The organism is Geosporobacter subterraneus DSM 17957 (assembly GCF_900142145.1).
Taxonomy (GTDB): domain Bacteria; phylum Bacillota; class Clostridia; order Peptostreptococcales; family Thermotaleaceae; genus Geosporobacter; species Geosporobacter subterraneus.
On the sequence record NZ_FQZV01000074.1, the window covers coordinates 1 to 15,273 of the forward strand.

At 41.6% G+C, this 15,273-nt stretch carries 20 protein-coding genes, 1 rRNA gene, 1 riboswitch and 1 other annotated feature; of the genes, 3 read left to right on the forward strand and 18 right to left on the reverse strand.

Annotated features, from left to right (window positions below):
• Nucleotides 1–386 precede the first annotated feature (386 nt).
• Nucleotides 387–629 (reverse strand) — a binding site (T-box leader).
• A gap of 500 nt (nt 630–1,129) precedes the next feature.
• From BUB56_RS17830 to BUB56_RS17840, 3 genes are all read right to left on the reverse strand, one after another.
• The gene (locus tag BUB56_RS17830) at nt 1,130–1,378 is read right to left on the reverse strand and encodes a late competence development ComFB family protein (protein WP_110942615.1); all 249 of its coding nucleotides are present in this window, start codon (nt 1,376–1,378) and stop codon (nt 1,130–1,132) included.
• Between the two features lie 127 nt (nt 1,379–1,505).
• A riboswitch (cyclic di-GMP riboswitch) is annotated at nt 1,506–1,593 on the reverse strand.
• A gap of 109 nt (nt 1,594–1,702) precedes the next feature.
• Entirely contained in the window at nt 1,703–2,242 is a 540-nt protein-coding gene (locus tag BUB56_RS17835; protein WP_207650465.1) for a spore maturation protein, read from the reverse strand.
• Nucleotides 2,239–2,814 (reverse strand): nucleoside recognition domain-containing protein, encoded by a 576-nt coding sequence (locus BUB56_RS17840; protein WP_110942617.1) that lies wholly within the window; start codon nt 2,812–2,814, stop codon nt 2,239–2,241. The genes BUB56_RS17835 and BUB56_RS17840 overlap by 4 nt, the downstream gene beginning before the upstream one ends.
• Before the next feature lie 348 nt (nt 2,815–3,162).
• Here BUB56_RS17840 and BUB56_RS17845 point away from each other — a divergent pair, with 348 nt between their 5' ends.
• Complete coding sequence (locus BUB56_RS17845) at nt 3,163–3,522, forward strand: YtxH domain-containing protein (RefSeq protein WP_110942618.1); 360 nt, start codon at nt 3,163–3,165, stop codon at nt 3,520–3,522.
• Between the two features lie 14 nt (nt 3,523–3,536).
• Complete coding sequence (locus tag BUB56_RS17850; protein WP_190014720.1) at nt 3,537–3,932, forward strand: DUF948 domain-containing protein; 396 nt, start codon at nt 3,537–3,539, stop codon at nt 3,930–3,932.
• Between the two features lie 30 nt (nt 3,933–3,962).
• On the opposite strand, the gene BUB56_RS17855 is transcribed toward BUB56_RS17850, so the two are convergent.
• Nucleotides 3,963–5,399, reverse strand: coding sequence for a CCA tRNA nucleotidyltransferase (locus tag BUB56_RS17855; protein WP_110942620.1), 1,437 nt, complete (start codon nt 5,397–5,399; stop codon nt 3,963–3,965).
• Nucleotides 5,400–5,629: 230 nt separating this feature from the next.
• On the opposite strand from BUB56_RS17855, the gene BUB56_RS17860 reads away from it, so the two are divergent.
• A complete protein-coding gene (locus BUB56_RS17860; RefSeq protein ID WP_110942621.1) occupies nt 5,630–5,866 on the forward strand; it encodes an AbrB/MazE/SpoVT family DNA-binding domain-containing protein in 237 nt (78 codons plus the stop codon).
• A 52-nt stretch (nt 5,867–5,918) separates the two neighbouring features.
• Here the strand turns inward: BUB56_RS17860 and BUB56_RS17865 are convergent, their stop codons facing one another.
• The 14 genes from BUB56_RS17865 to rrf all read right to left on the reverse strand — a co-directional run bounded on the left by BUB56_RS17865 (nt 5,919) and on the right by rrf (nt 15,146).
• The gene (locus BUB56_RS17865; RefSeq protein ID WP_110942622.1) at nt 5,919–6,113 is read right to left on the reverse strand and encodes a DUF1858 domain-containing protein; all 195 of its coding nucleotides are present in this window, start codon (nt 6,111–6,113) and stop codon (nt 5,919–5,921) included.
• A 72-nt stretch (nt 6,114–6,185) separates the two neighbouring features.
• Nucleotides 6,186–7,037: a 16S rRNA (cytidine(1402)-2'-O)-methyltransferase gene (rsmI, locus tag BUB56_RS17870; RefSeq protein WP_110942623.1), complete on the reverse strand. Its 852-nt coding sequence runs from the start codon at nt 7,035–7,037 to the stop codon at nt 6,186–6,188.
• Nucleotides 7,034–7,807, reverse strand: coding sequence for a tRNA1(Val) (adenine(37)-N6)-methyltransferase (locus BUB56_RS17875; RefSeq protein WP_110942624.1), 774 nt, complete (start codon nt 7,805–7,807; stop codon nt 7,034–7,036). The genes rsmI and BUB56_RS17875 overlap by 4 nt, the downstream gene beginning before the upstream one ends.
• Before the next feature lie 94 nt (nt 7,808–7,901).
• Nucleotides 7,902–8,570 carry a TlpA family protein disulfide reductase gene (locus BUB56_RS17880; protein ID WP_110942625.1) on the reverse strand — a complete coding sequence of 223 codons (669 nt, stop codon included), beginning with the start codon at nt 8,568–8,570 and terminating at the stop codon, nt 7,902–7,904.
• 143 nt (nt 8,571–8,713) lie between these two features.
• Nucleotides 8,714–8,887, reverse strand: a complete 174-nt coding sequence (locus tag BUB56_RS17885; protein ID WP_110942626.1) for a DUF362 domain-containing protein — start codon at nt 8,885–8,887, stop codon at nt 8,714–8,716.
• Between the two features lie 167 nt (nt 8,888–9,054).
• Nucleotides 9,055–9,957 carry a PSP1 domain-containing protein gene (locus BUB56_RS17890; protein ID WP_110942627.1) on the reverse strand — a complete coding sequence of 301 codons (903 nt, stop codon included), beginning with the start codon at nt 9,955–9,957 and terminating at the stop codon, nt 9,055–9,057.
• Between the two features lies 1 nt (nt 9,958).
• Nucleotides 9,959–10,939: a DNA polymerase III subunit delta' gene (gene holB, locus BUB56_RS17895; protein ID WP_110942628.1), complete on the reverse strand. Its 981-nt coding sequence runs from the start codon at nt 10,937–10,939 to the stop codon at nt 9,959–9,961.
• A gap of 27 nt (nt 10,940–10,966) precedes the next feature.
• Nucleotides 10,967–11,296, reverse strand: coding sequence for a cyclic-di-AMP receptor (locus BUB56_RS17900; RefSeq protein WP_110942629.1), 330 nt, complete (start codon nt 11,294–11,296; stop codon nt 10,967–10,969).
• 34 nt (nt 11,297–11,330) lie between these two features.
• Entirely contained in the window at nt 11,331–11,954 is a 624-nt protein-coding gene (gene tmk / locus BUB56_RS17905; protein WP_110942630.1) for a dTMP kinase, read from the reverse strand.
• A 20-nt stretch (nt 11,955–11,974) separates the two neighbouring features.
• Complete coding sequence (locus tag BUB56_RS17910; protein WP_110942631.1) at nt 11,975–13,423, reverse strand: aminotransferase class I/II-fold pyridoxal phosphate-dependent enzyme; 1,449 nt, start codon at nt 13,421–13,423, stop codon at nt 11,975–11,977.
• A 96-nt stretch (nt 13,424–13,519) separates the two neighbouring features.
• Entirely contained in the window at nt 13,520–13,753 is a 234-nt protein-coding gene (locus BUB56_RS20450; protein ID WP_110942632.1) for a sigma factor G inhibitor Gin, read from the reverse strand.
• 191 nt (nt 13,754–13,944) lie between these two features.
• Nucleotides 13,945–14,436, reverse strand: a complete 492-nt coding sequence (locus BUB56_RS17920) for a hypothetical protein (RefSeq protein ID WP_110942633.1) — start codon at nt 14,434–14,436, stop codon at nt 13,945–13,947.
• Between the two features lie 173 nt (nt 14,437–14,609).
• Entirely contained in the window at nt 14,610–14,789 is a 180-nt protein-coding gene (locus BUB56_RS17925; protein ID WP_110942634.1) for a hypothetical protein, read from the reverse strand.
• Nucleotides 14,790–15,029: 240 nt separating this feature from the next.
• Nucleotides 15,030–15,146 (reverse strand): 5S ribosomal RNA (gene rrf / locus BUB56_RS17930).
• Between the last annotated feature and the right edge of the window lie 127 nt (nt 15,147–15,273).

The following is a 15,273-nucleotide window of genomic DNA, read 5'->3' on the forward strand; positions in this document are numbered from 1 at the left end:
CCAGCTGCTTGCCGGCTGCCAATCACATCACCTCGCTTATTCATGCCATGAAAACTCAAACTTTCAATTTTTACTAAATTTTCTCCTTCCATAAAACCCATCCGTTTTTCCGAACCACACAGGGGTCGTTCCCCATAGGCGTCAACTTAACCCATAATTTGTCATCCTGAGCGGAGTAAAACGGAGTCGAAGGATCTTTAAGCTAGATGACATATTCTGATAATCAAAAATAATCTTGCTTATGTTCTATAAGACTCTTCCCTAACGCTCAGAATGACATGCTTCTAAGGTTTATTTGGAAATAATTGGATTACGTTGACGCCTATGGGTCGTTCCCTACCTTTAAACAGGTCTTGATTTAGCACGACAAAAAATCTCGTCCCTATAAAAGGGACGAGATTGTACTCGCGTTACCACCCTAATTCATTATTGCCTCACAACAATAACCTCGGTAGGTGACTTCTATCACCTTGCACAAATAACGGATGCAACACCGGCATAACCTAAGCTTGTGCCTCAGCTATGCAGTTCAGGGGCCATCTTCAATAAATCCGATAGTACCAGCTTTCACCTGCCCTGGCTCTCTTTCACTACCAAAATCTATTTACTATTCCCATCATTACTTTTGATAAATGTATATATATCTAATGTATTAAAATACAGCGATTTTGTCAATAAGCTTTCAAGTTTTTCTTGTTTTGAAGACCATATCTTATTGTTTCCACTTCTCTGCAGTATATTACCTCTATTTGTAGTTCATAAACAGATCTTCCCCCATAGGCGTCAACTTAACCCATCATTTGTCATCCTGAGGGGAGTAAAAGGAAGGCGAAGGATCTTTAAGCTAGATGATATATTCTGACAATCAAAAGTAATTTTGCGTATGTTCCATAAGATTCTTCGCTAACCCTCGGAATGACATGCTACTAAGGTTTATTTGGAAATATTTAGATTAAGTTGACGCCTATGGGTCTGCCCCTACAAAACACCCTCTTATTGTAGACCCGTTAATCTATATATACTGTACCTCTGCTAACTATATGCAAACAAAGAAATAAGACAAAAAAGAACAGTGCCGACTCCAGCTCTGTTCTTAGGCTACTATCCTATAAAGATGTATCCTGCTTTCCTATTCATGGCAAACTTCACCGGCTGCAGCAGCGATCTCAATCAGGGCATTCAATCTTAGCTGCTTATCCAGCAGGTAGGCTTTCTTTTCCCCCTCGGTGCTGGAGGACAGAAAATATTTAGGCTGCATTCGGTTTAATACGGTTTTGATGATATCTTCCTCTGCAGCTTCTAAGGCTGTAGTCTTGTGATTTCTCTTATACTCGCTAATTACCTCCCGAACTAGTATTTCTGTGTAGTTTTTAAACATTTACAGCCCTCCTTTTGTTTAAATGATTTGTGTAAAATAATTTTTTCTAAAAAAGACCATCTATGGATAGATGGCCCGGACTGCAGAAGTTTTCTTCGACGTAATAAATTCCTGTCGGTACAAATCTTTCGGCAACCTGGCAATCATAAGAATTTCCTTCCCTTAGACCCATAGCTTTGCGTCCCCACCTTTTGGTAAGTTTGCGATTATCGTGACTCTTTATGTAATTATTCTCCAATGCTAAAGTTTTTCCTGTTGGTTTTTTTTTTAAAGGATATTCCTGTTTTTTCCATAAAGATAGGGTGTATAATTCATATTTAGTTTTTATCGAAATATTAAAGTGCATACCACTACAGAAGCAACTACTGCTGCTAGGTGGGATACGAGGGCTGCCGCCAAGGTATGCCGCGTATTCTTTACTGCAATGGCTCCAAAATAGATTCCCATAGTATAAAAAATGGTTTCTGCAGAGCCCATCATGGTAGAAGCTACTCTACCGATAAAGGAATCGGGCCCATAGGTGCCAACAAGATCCTGCACGACCCCCAATGCACCGCTGCCCGATATGGGCCGCATTAGTACCAAGGGGAGCACCTCTTCGGGTATACCCATGAAATTCGTCACTGGAGCCAACAGCTGAGTAAACAAATCCATGGCTCCAGACTCGCGAAAAATTCCTACAGCCAAAAAAACAGCTACCAGGTAGGGCATGATGCGTATCGCTGTTTTAAATCCCTCTCCTGCCCCCTCTACAAAGGCATCATAAAGCTCTATCTTATGCAGGCTTCCATGGAGGAGAATAATGCTAATCATAACCGGGATCATGCTAATGGATAAAACACTCAGCAGCTTTACCATGCTCATCGATTCCTTTCTAATATTTTGCAGGCTAAAATACCTACAATCGTCGATACGGTTGTAGCGATCAAAGTAGTTCCAATAATTTCTGCCGGGTTTGCAGAGCCTGCATCGGAGCGGATTTTTAGAACCGTGAGCGGTACCAGTTGTACCGAGGACATATTGATGACTAAAAACATACACATGGCATTGGTGGCACGCTCTTTTTTTGTATTCAGCTGCTGCAGCTCTTCCATAGCCTTAAGTCCTAAAGCTGTGGCAGAGTTGCCTGCACCAAACATATTGGCCGCTAAATTCATCACCATAGCGCTAATGGCGGGGTGATTGGGAGGAACCTCTGGGAACAACAGCCGTACCATAGGACCCATAAGCCTTCCAATGCTGTCAATCAGTCCGGACCGCTCTGCAATTTTCATAAGCCCCAGCCAAACGGACATGATTCCTATAAGTCCAATGGCAAAGACTACTGCTTCCTGTGTATGATTGATCACCACTTGGTTGACGATATCCAACTGTCCCTTCATCAATGCTACAAAAATCCCAATCAAGATCATAGAAACCCACATGATATTCATCATAGCTTCTCATCTCCTTTGGCCAGCCTTAAGACAATATATGAAGTGGGTCAAGATGTATATGCATAAGTCCGTCGGCAGATTATTCCAGAAGGCCATCTCCACTGGAGTTTATGTCAAATACAATCACTATGGCTATTGACGGGTTTCATATCTGAATAGAGCTGTTCTGCATAGCTGTTCTGCATCTATATACCTGTCACTTCTTTGAAAAATTTCATTGATTTCAAATATTCTCTATTAAATGCTTGTTTCTATATGGTAAAATAGGGTAATAAAATTTTATATTTATTCTTTATTCAACGCTGTCTGGGGACAGTCAATAGAAAATTAGTAGGGAGGAGAGTATCTATGAGATTAATCAGAGATTTGCAGCGAAAGAAAAAAATGGAAGAACGCAAGAAGGTTGCTAAAAGCTTGGCAATGGGTACATTGGTAGGAGGGCTTCTGGGCAGTGCTGCCGGCATCTTGCTTGCACCGGATTCAGGAAAGAATACACGCAAGAAAATTCAAGATGGAGCGGTGGATGTAAAGAATAACGTACAGAAAAATATTAGCGATGCAAAGACCAATATCGGCTGCACATTGACCGATAAAAAATCCAAGATTCAAGAAGCTGTACAGAAGCTCCGCACTATGGGAAAAGGCGGTCAGGAAGAGGCAGGGGCAGCCGAAGAACAGCCTGTGCAAGAAGAGGAAAATAAAGAATAATGGAGTGAATGCCAATGGATGCAACCATTAGAGTCGGGGATCTGGCTACCTTCCTGTTGGGAGGCGCCCTGTTAGTTTTGATTGTTTATGGTATTTTATTGCTGAAAAATCTTAATGATACCCTAAAGGTCATCCGGAAGATTGTAGAGGATAATCGTTCCAATATAGATGAAGTGCTGGATAAAGCACCTAGCATTGCTGCAAATGTTGAAAGCATCAGCAGTGATCTTTCCCATGATGTTCGAGCTGTACAAGGTACCATCGATCAGATCGTCGGTACTACAGAGGCTGCTGCCGGTGCCCTATCGGAACATACAGATATCCTCTCCACCCTGATGGGTTTTGTTCAGATCCTGAATATCTTCCGCCAGTTTATCGGAGGTTTTCGCAGAAAAAAAAGATGGTTTTAGAAAAGCACCCCAGTGAAAAGCAGTCGGAAACTATTCCGACTGCTTTAATATTTTATCTTGAATATATTGCAAAGCCCGCTCCCGCTCCGGCGGCACCTTCCCAAAAAAGATGGCCTTCCGGAGAGACTCAAGAATTTCTCCGATGTGTACCCCATCCTCTAAGGAGAATCTTTCCTTTAGGTCATTGCCATTTACCACATTGGAAAGATCCACAATGTCCTTAAACCGGGTAAGATAATTATTTGCCAAATATTCAATGTGGACCTTATACATACCCATTTCTTCATGGGGATGCAGCAGCTTTCGGGTAGCGATAATATCTGCCAGTGAAATCAGCAAAATGTCCAGGGTATCCTCCCCAAAGTTTTTAAACAGTCCGTATACGGCACTGCCGCTTACGTCATTATCTTTATAGAGAGTTAGGGGCCACATATGCTCCTTTACCATCTTGCATAAAAATTGTTTTTCCTTACCACTTAGCTTTAACCGGTCTGAGATATCCGCCATGATTTCCATGCCCGTGATTTCATGACCCCTAAATCGCACTCTCCCTGTTTCATCTACCCACCGGGCACTGGGTTTCCCGATATCATGAAACAGTGCTGCCAGCTTGATCAGCTGCAGGCGGGTATGGCCCCCGCCTAGAATTTTACTTGTGTGCTCTTCATAGGCTCTTTTCAGATGATTCTCAAAGTATCCATCGGCATAGATGATACTCTCCACTACATTTAATGTATATAGAGAATGGGTCCAAGTATCCACTACGTGATACTTGCACTGTCCTACATCCTTCATCGGATCGATTTCTGGAAAAATCTTATTTAATAAATTTAGATATTTATCCATAATATTGAAGTAATAGTGGGTCCGGTCACATTTTAACAGATAAAAGAGCTCATAGGCAATCCGTTCCGCCGCTACATCTTTAAGCCGTTGGCTGTTTTCCTTAATCCATTGAACCGTACGATCCTCTAAATCAAAATCAAACTCTGCCATAAACCGCACCGCACGCATCAATCGTATTGGGTCATCCTGAAAGCTGTGATCAGATATTGCCCGTATCTGCTTCTTTCTGATATCCTCCAGCCCTCCAAAAGGATCTATGATTTGACTTAAATCAAAGGTACCGTTTAAGCTCACCTTACAGGCCAGGGCATTCATAGTGAAATCTCTTCTGGATAAATCCTGGTAGATGTCCTGCCCTTTGCTGTCCACCAGATCCACTGTAAGCTGTGTATCCTTAAATAAAACTCTGGCGATGCCCTGTCTTTCATCTAGTAGAACAAAGCTCCCCCCATTATCCTGAGCAAATCTTTTAGCCGTCCCGACAGCATCCTTTGCCACCACCAGGTCAATATCATTACTTTCCCGCCCCATCAAATGGTCCCGAAGGATGCCTCCAACAATATAAATATCTGATCCCGTATAACTCCTAATAGACTGTATACAGGCCTTTAACGTATCCATGGTTTTCACTCCTTGAAATTGAAATGGAAAAACCTTTCATCTATCATAAACGTTTTACACCTTACTGTCAATCTCATCCTACTTCTATTGTCTTTATATTACCCGAAACAGAAAAGAACAAAAAGATTATTTTTCCAAGTCCAATAATTCTATTGACTTTTATTGGCAGATTTGGTACGATTTAAATAAACAAATTTTGTCGAATATTGTAAAATAAAGGAGGATTATGTATGAAGTCTACTGGTATTGTAAGAAAAGTTGACGAACTCGGCAGAGTCGTTATTCCTATAGAATTAAGGCGTACTTTAAATATAGGAGAAAAAGATGCATTGGAAATTTATGTAGATACGGAGCACATTATTCTAAAAAAATATGAGCCTGCTTGTATCTTCTGCGGACAAGCAAAGGATGTAAAAAACTTTAAGGGAAAGAATATTTGCCCTGCCTGCATCGCTGAAATAAAATAATATTATACCCATAGAAAATGCTTGAGGTGCCTCTCAAGCATTTTTTCTTTTTCTAAAGCTGTAGACCATTCAAATCCTCTAATAGCTTTTCCAAATCGCAGCCATGGACTCTAGCGGCAATTTCTAAGGACTCTGATCCTGCTCCAATGCAGACTGAGCAGGGAAGACCGTACTTCTCAAAGATTTCCAATACATCTTCATGGCTGTAAAGCACTTCAGAAATCAACATATCCTTCTGATAAATCATCTTACTCCCCCCACCACCACATATTCCTTCCTAGTACAATTCTATGCAAAAGCACTGATTCCTGCTGCAAGTTTATTCTAAATGAATACTACATTCATAGACTTCTCTCTTGGGTATACCCCTTTCCTTCGCAACGGCCTTAATGGCTTCCTTTTTGTCCATACCGGAATCCATATACTGAGTCAGATGGGCTTCTATTGATAAGCTTTCCCAGGAAGAAATCTCCTGCAAACGATCTTCCGGAGCAGCTCCGGAGATCATCAAGACCATTTCCCCCTTTGGTTCCCTTTGTTCAAAATGAGCTTCTAATTCCTCCAGAGAACCCCGCAGAAACTCCTCATGCTTTTTCGTCAGCTCTCTGGCTAAAACAGCCTGACGGTTGCCTAGGACTTTTACAATATCCTGTAGGGTTGTACAAATACGGTGAGGTGCTTCATAAAAAATAAGGGTACGATCCTCTCCCTTAATTTCCTCTAGTCGCTTCTTCCTTTTTTTCTTATCACGATCCAAAAAACCTTCAAAGGAAAATTTATCCGTAGGGAGTCCGGAAGCCACTAGAGCCGTCACAAAAGCAGCAGCACCGGGCAGCACCTCTATGTCAATGTGGTTTTCCACACAGAGCTTTACTAAATCCGAGCCTGGGTCTGATATGCCCGGCATTCCGGCATCAGATACTAGGGCGATATTCTCTCCTGCCATCAGTTTTTCTAACAGCACCTTTCCCTTACTTTCCCGGTTATGCTCATGGTAGCTGGTAAGAGGCTTCTGGATATCATAGTGGTTCAACAGCTTAATCGTATGTCTGGTATCTTCCGCTGCAATCAAATCCACTTCTTTCAATATCCTTAGGACTCTAAGGGTAATATCCTCCAGATTGCCAATAGGGGTAGGGCATATGTATAATTTTCCGCAATCCTTTGTCATGATTCCACATCCTTATTCTCTTCCAAACCATCTCTATCATAGATACGGTGGATCTCTTCTGTATAGCTGCCATCCTCTTCATACACATAAAGGGGATCCATGAATTTTAGTTCAGGCCTTCCGTGTTTTACGCACTGCAGCAGCAATATATTAGGCTTCCGGCTCTTATTGGGATGCACAAATCTGAGCTTTTTGGGCTCCAGCTTGTATTGTCTGCAGAGATAAATGATATCTACTAATCGGTGGGGTCTATGAACCATATAAAAATGTCCCCGATCCTTTAACAGCTTGGAGGCCACGCGAATTACGTCCTCGAGGGTGCACTTGACCTCGTGCCGTGAGATGGCTTTCATGCTTTCCGGATTCAATAATCCTCCTCCCTCATTCATATAGGGCGGGTTAGCGGTTACAGCGTCAAAGGAATATGGCTCCATATCTTCTAAGATCTTATTTAAATCCTGCGGGATAATCTTGACACGATCCTCCAGCTGGTTGAGCTTTACACTTCTCGCAGCCATTTCTGCCACCTCTTGCTGGATCTCCACACCAACAATTTCCTTTGCATGGGTTTTACCGGCCAGCAGAATGGGCACGATTCCTGTACCTGTCCCTAAATCCATCACTTTCCAATCCTTGCGGATTTCACAGAAATTACTCAGCAGCACCGCATCAATTCCAAAGCAAAATCCTTCTGGATTTTGAATTAAACGAAGGCCCTTACACTGAAGATCATCCACACGTTCGTGTTCCTTAATAAGTACTTCTTCCATACAGTTCTCTCCTATTGCTTATGTTTCTTTTATTATTGCACAACCCTTTCCAAACTATTAGAGGTACAGAAACTGTACCTCTCACCAAGCGGGTTTATGGGTTTAACACCTTTTCAATCTTCTTTTCCATGGTATCCTTATTCATGGCACCGGAAATAAAGTCTGCAATATAGCCGTCCTTATCAATAATATAAGTGGCAGGAAATGCACTGACTCTATATTTAACTGTGACAGACCCGTCTACATCGTAGAGAACGGGGAAAGTATAGCCATTGTCACTTAGGAATTGATTAACGGCTGCAGCATCTTTACCCTTTTCTGTTGCTAAAACGTTCACTGCCAGAATCACTACGTCCTTTTTCTGATACTGATCATAGATTGCTTGTATGTAGGGCATTTCCTGGACGCAAGGTGGACACCAACTAGCCCAAAAATTCATAAATACAACCTTCCCCTGCAGAGAAGAAAGGCTGATTTCATTCCCCTCTCTATCCAGCAGTGTGAAATCATAGGCTTTATCCCCGACAAAAACACCGGTTTTTTCTTCCGTCTCACTTCCATCCTTGGGGACTTCAGCAGGTGTTTGTCTTTCTTGGGGTTGGTTTTGTTCTTTTGGTTCCTCTACTATATCCTTTCCTTCCTCTGTCGGTTTCTCTTTTTTAAAAAGGCAGCCTGACAGCATGGACATCGTCAGCAGCAATACCATGATGATGAGCAGAAACTTTATATCTTGTCTTTGATGCATACCGATCGCTCCTTTCACAGCTTCTCCACCTCTCCTGCACCTCCGCACCGTAACAGCGGTTGTTTAATACGCTCTGGCTGAGTAAGTGTTATACAACCATTATACTATATTTTCAATAAAAAAAGACCCCTTTTAAAAGGATCTTCTCTTATTTACAATTTCTAATCTTGAGGTACCGGTGCATCCACGGGACACACATTTGCACAAGCGCCACAGTCGATACATGTGGCAGCATCAATTACATACTTATCTGCTCCGGCAGTGATTGCATCTACAGGGCACTCAGGTTCACATGCACCACAGCTGATGCATGCATCTAATATAACATATGCCATAGGCTTCACCTCCATCTCTTGATAATCCTTATCATGGTAAAGTATTTCCAAGAGATCCGGAAATTATGATAGTCTTTTGCAAAAATTAAGTTAATCTATGATTGTTTATACTGCTAAATCAACAGAAAATATAAGACACCAGGTGAGCAGCTGTTTGTTGCATTAACTTAATCTTCCAGCTTGATGATTTCCTCATCAATATGCTCTTCTTCCCGTTTCACTTTCCCGCTGCAGCAGCCGGTTCTTTTCATCGCAGATTTATCGTAAACTTTAATATCATCGCTGAGCTTCTGCTCTTTACCTTCTTTTGCTTCTTCTAATATACTCCGAACCTTAGCACATTCCAATAAAGCATTGTTTTCAATGACAATGGCAGGCCCGTCCGGTGTTATTACTTTTTCCCCAACCTCTGGCAATCCTTCCCGCAGTTTTTGGTACATTTCGTGCTCGTATTTCAAACAGCACATCAATCTTCCGCAGATTCCGGAAATCTTTGTTGGATTCAAGGATAAGCTTTGCTCCTTTGCCATCTTGATAGAAACCGGCTCGAAATCCCCCAGCCAAGTAGCGCAGCAAAGTGATTTTCCGCAAGGTCCAATACCCCCAATCATCTTCGCCTCGTCCCGCACACCGATCTGACGCAGTTCTATTCTCGTTTTAAAGATAGCAGCCAAATCCTTGACCAGCTCCCGGAAATCTACCCGGCCATCGGCTGTAAAATAAAAGATCACTTTGTTATTATCGAAGGTATACTCCACATCAATCAGCTTCATATCCAGCTGATGCTGGTCAATTTTTTCCAGGCAGGTTGCAAAGGCTTCTTTCTCCTTCTCAAGATTCTGCTTGTTTTGCAGCTCATCCTCCTGCGTGGCAATTCTCAATACCTTTTTTAGAGGTGCTACAATATCTTCCTCTGCAATTTCTTTTGGCCCTACCACTACCTCCCCGAACTCTACGCCGCGGGAGGTCTCAACCACTACATTTTGCCCCTTTTCCACCTCTATATTGTCAGGGTCGAAATAGTAAATCTTCCCTGCCTTCTTAAATCTTATACCAACTACAAGTATCATTTTATACCTCCTGCATGCTTAAGAGCATATTTTCTATGGCCAACTGGAAATTTATATTCGCCTTGAGGTCCCCTTTCGTTCTTTCTATTATTTTAATAATATGATTTATTTGCTGATATCCTATACGAAGAGCATAGCTGCTCAATGCCTTTTTTTTATCCAGATTGATGAGATAATCCTCAGAAGAAGTTTCCTTTAAGATGAGTATATCACGAAACCAGGTCAACATAAAATCCAGCAGTTCTTGTATATTGTCCTTATTGCTTTCAAAAAAATCTGTTAGAGAAAATACACTTAATGGGTCTCCCTCTAAAACCTTCTCAATCACGCCAATGGCGGCCTCCCTCTTTTCCAGAAAAGCCGGCGATTCCTTTAGCTGCACTGCTTTACCGGGAATACCATCTGAAAAGGCCGCATAAACTCTGGATTCCTCTGGCCCCATGCCATATTTTTCCCGTAAAAACAACAAAATCTGCTGCTCCCCTAAGCGGTGGAATTTCATCATCTGGCATCGGGAACGGATGGTGGGTAAAAATCGATTGGCATTTTCGCTGATCAGAATAATCACCCCATACTCAGGGGGCTCCTCTAAGGTTTTTAACAGCCTGTTCTGAGCACTTTCCGTCATTTGATCCCCTTGTTTTATAATATATACTTTCTTACTGCTTTCATAGGGTTTGCGCTGTAAGTCCTGCTGAAAGGCTTCTATTTGCTTGTTTTTGATGCTAGTCCCTTCCGGCTCAATCATCATAATATCCGGATGATTGTTATGGTGAAACTTGATGCATGCAGAGCAGGTATTGCATGGTTCTTGCTGAAAGGCTTTGCATACAATAGCTTGAGCAAAAGCCACTGCGGTCATTCCCTTCCCCAGCCCCTCTGCACCATCAAATATATAAGCATGGGCAACTCTATCCTGCTGTATGGCCGTTCTCAAGTTTTTTACGATGTGATCCTGTCCAAATATTTCTGCAAATCCCATTGAATCCTCCCGTTTGCCATAATAACCCTATGCTTTTTCGAACTGCTCCACATTTAATACGAAAATCGTAGCTCCCCCTACCTGTACCTCTACAGGGTAGGACATGAATACCCCCGATGCGCCCATCATCGGTGCAGCTGCCGGAGCAATTTCTTTCCTGCTTTTGCAAGTGCTCTTGATGGTCTCGATCACATCCTGAACCTTCTCTTTTTCTACACCTACCAGGAGGGTTGTATTTCCGGCTCTCAAAAATCCACCTGTAGAAGCCAGCTTTGTAACGCGGTACTCTTGATCTGTAAGCTTCTCCATTACATTATGGGTATCTTCATCGTGAACAATCGCAACAATCAGTTTCATACACCTTCTCCTCTCTACTCTGTTTTATATACTTTTACCCCTTAATTCTTTTTTCTATAGCCATAACCATATCTCTATGCACCTCTTCGATAGAACGGCTGGCATCTACCACTACAATTCGGTCGGGATACAGTTCTTTTAAACCTTTATAACCTTCAAACACCTTCTGATGGAAATCCAAAGCTTCCTGCTCCAATCTATCCTTTTCCCCTTGTTGGGTTTTCCTTCCTAATCCAATTTCCGGACACAATTGAAATAAAAAGGTAATATGAGGCAAAGTATTTTTTACCGCAATGCAATTGATATTCTCTACCGTCTCAATGCCTAATTCCCTGCCAATCCCCTGATATACAATACTGGAATCCACAAAGCGGTCACAAATAACGGTTTTTCCTTCCTTTAGGGCTGGCCGGATTACCTCTGCCACGTGTTGTGCTCTTGAGGCTGCGTAGAGCAAGGCCTCTGTAACAGGATCCATTTCTATATTGTCTTTATCTAGAATGATTTCTCTAATTTTTTCACTTATTTTTGTTCCCCCAGGTTCTCGGGTAAGAACCACTGCATGCCCAGCTTGCTCCAGATAGTCAGCCAGCTTTTTGATCTGCGTCGATTTGCCTGAGCCATCAGGTCCTTCAATAGTTATGAACAAGCCCTTCATCCTGCACCTCTTCCTGTTATTTATACATCTATAATTTTGATCTTTTCCAACTGATCATCCTGCATTCCAATCATGTGAATACCATAGGCTTTTAGTTGTCGAACATACTCTATAATTTCCCTTGTAATCACCTCTCCCGGGCAAAGAATCGGTATGCCGGGAGGGTAGGGTATAATATACTCTCCACTTATTTTACCAGAACCCTGCAGAAAAGCTATCTCTTTTTTCTCACTGTATACAGCTTGTCTTGGGGTCATTTCCATGGGCGGTAAGGAGTAGGAATACTCTGGAAGGGTAATCTTTCTACGGGCGATCCCCTTACCCTCCTTGATGCTTCTCAATGCACGAAGCAAACGGTCAAAATCCCTTTGCTCATTGCCAATAGAAGAAAGGGCGACTACATTATAAACATTTGCCATCTCCACCTGAATATGGTATCGTGTCCGCAGCAGTTCCTCCAAAGCTGGGCCGCTAATGCCCAAATCCGACAGATCGATTACCAGCTTTGTAGGATCAATATTTTTTATCCCATTGGTCCCAACTGCCTCATAATTAAGAATCCGTATACCCTTCTCATTTTTTAAGCTCCTGTGGAAGCTGTGGATCATTTCCAGGAGCTTCTCCATCAAAAACCTTCCATCCTGCTGGGCAATCGCTCTAGCCATATCTAGGGACGCCATTAACAGGTAGGAGGGACTGGTGCTTTGATGTATGGACAACATCAGCCTAAGCCGCTGGCGGTCAATGCGTTTAGATTTAACATGGAGCATAGAGCTTTGGGTAAAGGCCGGCAGAGTCTTATGGGTGCTTTGTACAACAATGTCTGCCCCTGCTTCCAGTGCTGAAACCGGCAGCTTTTCATGGAGCCTTAAGTGGGCACCATGGGCTTCATCTGTTATTACTATTTTATCATAATGGTGAACGATTCTCACGATTTCCTCAATATCGGAGCAAATTCCGTAGTAATTAGGATAGGTAATAACTACAGCTTTAATTTCCGGATATTCTAAAAGGGCCGCCTCCACCCTTTCCGGTGTCAGTCCCCCTGAAATCTGAAATTCATGATTTACCTGAGGGTGTATATAGATTGGATGCAAGTCTCCCAAAATCAAACCATTGATCACTGATTTATGGCAGTCTCTAGGCACGAGGATTTGATCCCCCGGACAGGTTACCGCCATGATCGCCGACAAGACTCCGCTGGAAGTACCGTCAACTAAAAAATAACTCTCATCAGCACCAAAAAATTCTGCTGCTCTATTCTGTGCCTCCAGGATCATCCCCTCAGGCGCATGGAGATTATCTAAGCCGTATATTTCTGTGGTATCCATGGCTGCCAGCTGCTGTAAAAAGTTTTTATAGTTATACCGTTCAAAAATCCTGCCGTTTTTATGTCCTGGTACATGGAAGGATACCATCTCTCGATTCACTTGCTTTATTAATTTATCGATTATAATGTTGTTCTCCATAAAAAACCCTCCTTGCATTTCTTATAATTTCGATATCCTCGGGGATTTTCCTTTGTCTTTGGGAAGAATTATTGCTTCCACAAAAGAATCAAGTCATTAACCATGGTTAATGACTTGATTCTTAACGAGGGACTCTAGATACTCTTCCCAAAGGATTTTGACCTTATTATGGAAATAACTGTATCCATAATCTTCTGGGTTTAAGGAAAGAATTTGGTTTTGACAGCTTTCACATATGTATTTCTCAAATAGCTCTATATAATCTGTAGATGTTTTCCTACAGGTAAAGCATAAGACCTCTCTCATAGAATGTACACCTACTCTCACCATTTTTTGAAATTATAACCCTATATTCTTTAGTTTATTCAGTTGCAGGCTGTCTGGTTAATTCTTTTTTTATCTAGTATTTGTACTTTATTATATGACCTATATATAGCGTCATAGTACGACATAGTGCACAAGATGCAGATTGAAGGTGTATAAAAACGCCCCCGTGTCATTTGCTGTCACAGAGGCTTTCCCTATTTTTCTACCATAGAAGCTAAAATAGCATTTTGTATTTCCTCATTAGGTTCAATAATAAAACGGTACCGGTCACCGCTTCTTGTAAATTCTCCCACATACCAACTTTCTGTATTTTTTCCTGAAACAAATTTATAGGTTTTGCCAACCTTATCTGTTCCTATTTGATCATAGGGCTTAAAGCTTTCCAATTCATTAAGCTTTAGAGATAAAAACAGGTGATTTGCTCTTCCGATTACTCGCTCCATCACTAACTCATCCTGAATTAATTTATAGTTATAATGCGCAATCTGCTGGTATATGAGTCTAAAGCACGTTCCAATGGCAGCCGCTAGAGCTATAATACCTGCTATACTTCCAACCATAGGACTTATTTTGCTAAAAACGCTAATCACTATGTTCATCATCACCAAAGAAACAATAATCATTGCCAGAAGCTTCCAGAAGGAGAGGCTCTGCTGCCGAATCGTTTGTCTAATTAAAAGCGCCATATTTTGTCTCCTTACCCTGCTATTATTTATATTTCTAAAATCATTATGTCCATGATATCATTTTCTTCAAAGTTTATCAACTCTCTAGGGAAAACAGCCATATATTTGTAATAGAGAATTATATTTTCCTTCCAAATAAAAACAAGCCCTTTACAGGCTTTTATGAAAACAGGTTAACGGACAACCTTTAAATATTCACGTTGAAAATAAGGGTCCTCATAGGCAGCCTGCTGCTTACGTACAACCGGCTTTTTGCCTTTCTTTAGATCCTTTACCGTATCAGCTAACAAATAAAATTGAAGACATCCTACGGGAATACATAGCATAATTAAAAAAGTTAACTTGATGAGCATCTTATCATTCCTTTACTAGGATTTTCCACTTAAGATATAATTCTATAATCCTTTCTTTTTTCCTTCATCAAAATATTAGTATTTTTGTCCTATTTTATGTTTTTTCCATGCTTTATGTCTGATTTTGGAGCCGCACGCACAACATATAGTTTACGCCATTCTTTGACATACTATATCTATGCGACAAAAATCTTCCATAAAAGTAAAAACCCCAAGACAAATTGTCCTGAGGTTTTTGAAAACCAGCAACGACCTACTCTCCCGAGGCGTTACCGCCTGAGTACCATCAGCGCTGAAGGGCTTAACTTCTGTGTTCGGGATGGGAACAGGTGTGACCCCTTCGCTATAGTCACTGGATGTGTGTCGCTTCGCGACAGTTATAAGGTTGTAGGTTGAATGTTGTATGTTTTTAGGTCTGTCTTTTGGGTCTTAGGCTTTAAAACCTTCAACCTTCAACATTTCTCATACAACATAACTATATACC

Excerpts from the sequence above, each read along its gene's own strand:
- BUB56_RS17830 (WP_110942615.1), bottom strand. The coding sequence starts at position 1,378 with ATGTTTAAAAACTACACAGAAATACTAGTTCGGGAGGTAATTAGCGAG.
- BUB56_RS17835 (WP_207650465.1), bottom strand. The coding sequence starts at position 2,242 with ATGAGCATGGTAAAGCTGCTGAGTGTTTTATCCATTAGCATGATCCCG.
- BUB56_RS17840 (WP_110942617.1), bottom strand. The coding sequence starts at position 2,814 with ATGATGAATATCATGTGGGTTTCTATGATCTTGATTGGGATTTTTGTA.
- BUB56_RS17845 (WP_110942618.1), top strand. The coding sequence starts at position 3,163 with ATGAGATTAATCAGAGATTTGCAGCGAAAGAAAAAAATGGAAGAACGC.
- BUB56_RS17850 (WP_190014720.1), top strand. The coding sequence starts at position 3,537 with ATGGATGCAACCATTAGAGTCGGGGATCTGGCTACCTTCCTGTTGGGA.
- BUB56_RS17855 (WP_110942620.1), bottom strand. The coding sequence starts at position 5,399 with ATGGATACGTTAAAGGCCTGTATACAGTCTATTAGGAGTTATACGGGA.
- BUB56_RS17860 (WP_110942621.1), top strand. The coding sequence starts at position 5,630 with ATGAAGTCTACTGGTATTGTAAGAAAAGTTGACGAACTCGGCAGAGTC.
- BUB56_RS17865 (WP_110942622.1), bottom strand. The coding sequence starts at position 6,113 with ATGATTTATCAGAAGGATATGTTGATTTCTGAAGTGCTTTACAGCCAT.
- rsmI (WP_110942623.1), bottom strand. The coding sequence starts at position 7,037 with ATGACAAAGGATTGCGGAAAATTATACATATGCCCTACCCCTATTGGC.
- BUB56_RS17875 (WP_110942624.1), bottom strand. The coding sequence starts at position 7,807 with ATGGAAGAAGTACTTATTAAGGAACACGAACGTGTGGATGATCTTCAG.
- BUB56_RS17885 (WP_110942626.1), bottom strand. The coding sequence starts at position 8,887 with ATGGCATATGTTATATTAGATGCATGCATCAGCTGTGGTGCATGTGAA.
- BUB56_RS17890 (WP_110942627.1), bottom strand. The coding sequence starts at position 9,957 with ATGATACTTGTAGTTGGTATAAGATTTAAGAAGGCAGGGAAGATTTAC.
- holB (WP_110942628.1), bottom strand. The coding sequence starts at position 10,939 with ATGGGATTTGCAGAAATATTTGGACAGGATCACATCGTAAAAAACTTG.
- BUB56_RS17900 (WP_110942629.1), bottom strand. The coding sequence starts at position 11,296 with ATGAAACTGATTGTTGCGATTGTTCACGATGAAGATACCCATAATGTA.
- tmk (WP_110942630.1), bottom strand. The coding sequence starts at position 11,954 with ATGAAGGGCTTGTTCATAACTATTGAAGGACCTGATGGCTCAGGCAAA.
- BUB56_RS17910 (WP_110942631.1), bottom strand. The coding sequence starts at position 13,423 with ATGGAGAACAACATTATAATCGATAAATTAATAAAGCAAGTGAATCGA.
- BUB56_RS20450 (WP_110942632.1), bottom strand. The coding sequence starts at position 13,753 with ATGGTGAGAGTAGGTGTACATTCTATGAGAGAGGTCTTATGCTTTACC.
- BUB56_RS17920 (WP_110942633.1), bottom strand. The coding sequence starts at position 14,436 with ATGGCGCTTTTAATTAGACAAACGATTCGGCAGCAGAGCCTCTCCTTC.
- BUB56_RS17925 (WP_110942634.1), bottom strand. The coding sequence starts at position 14,789 with ATGCTCATCAAGTTAACTTTTTTAATTATGCTATGTATTCCCGTAGGA.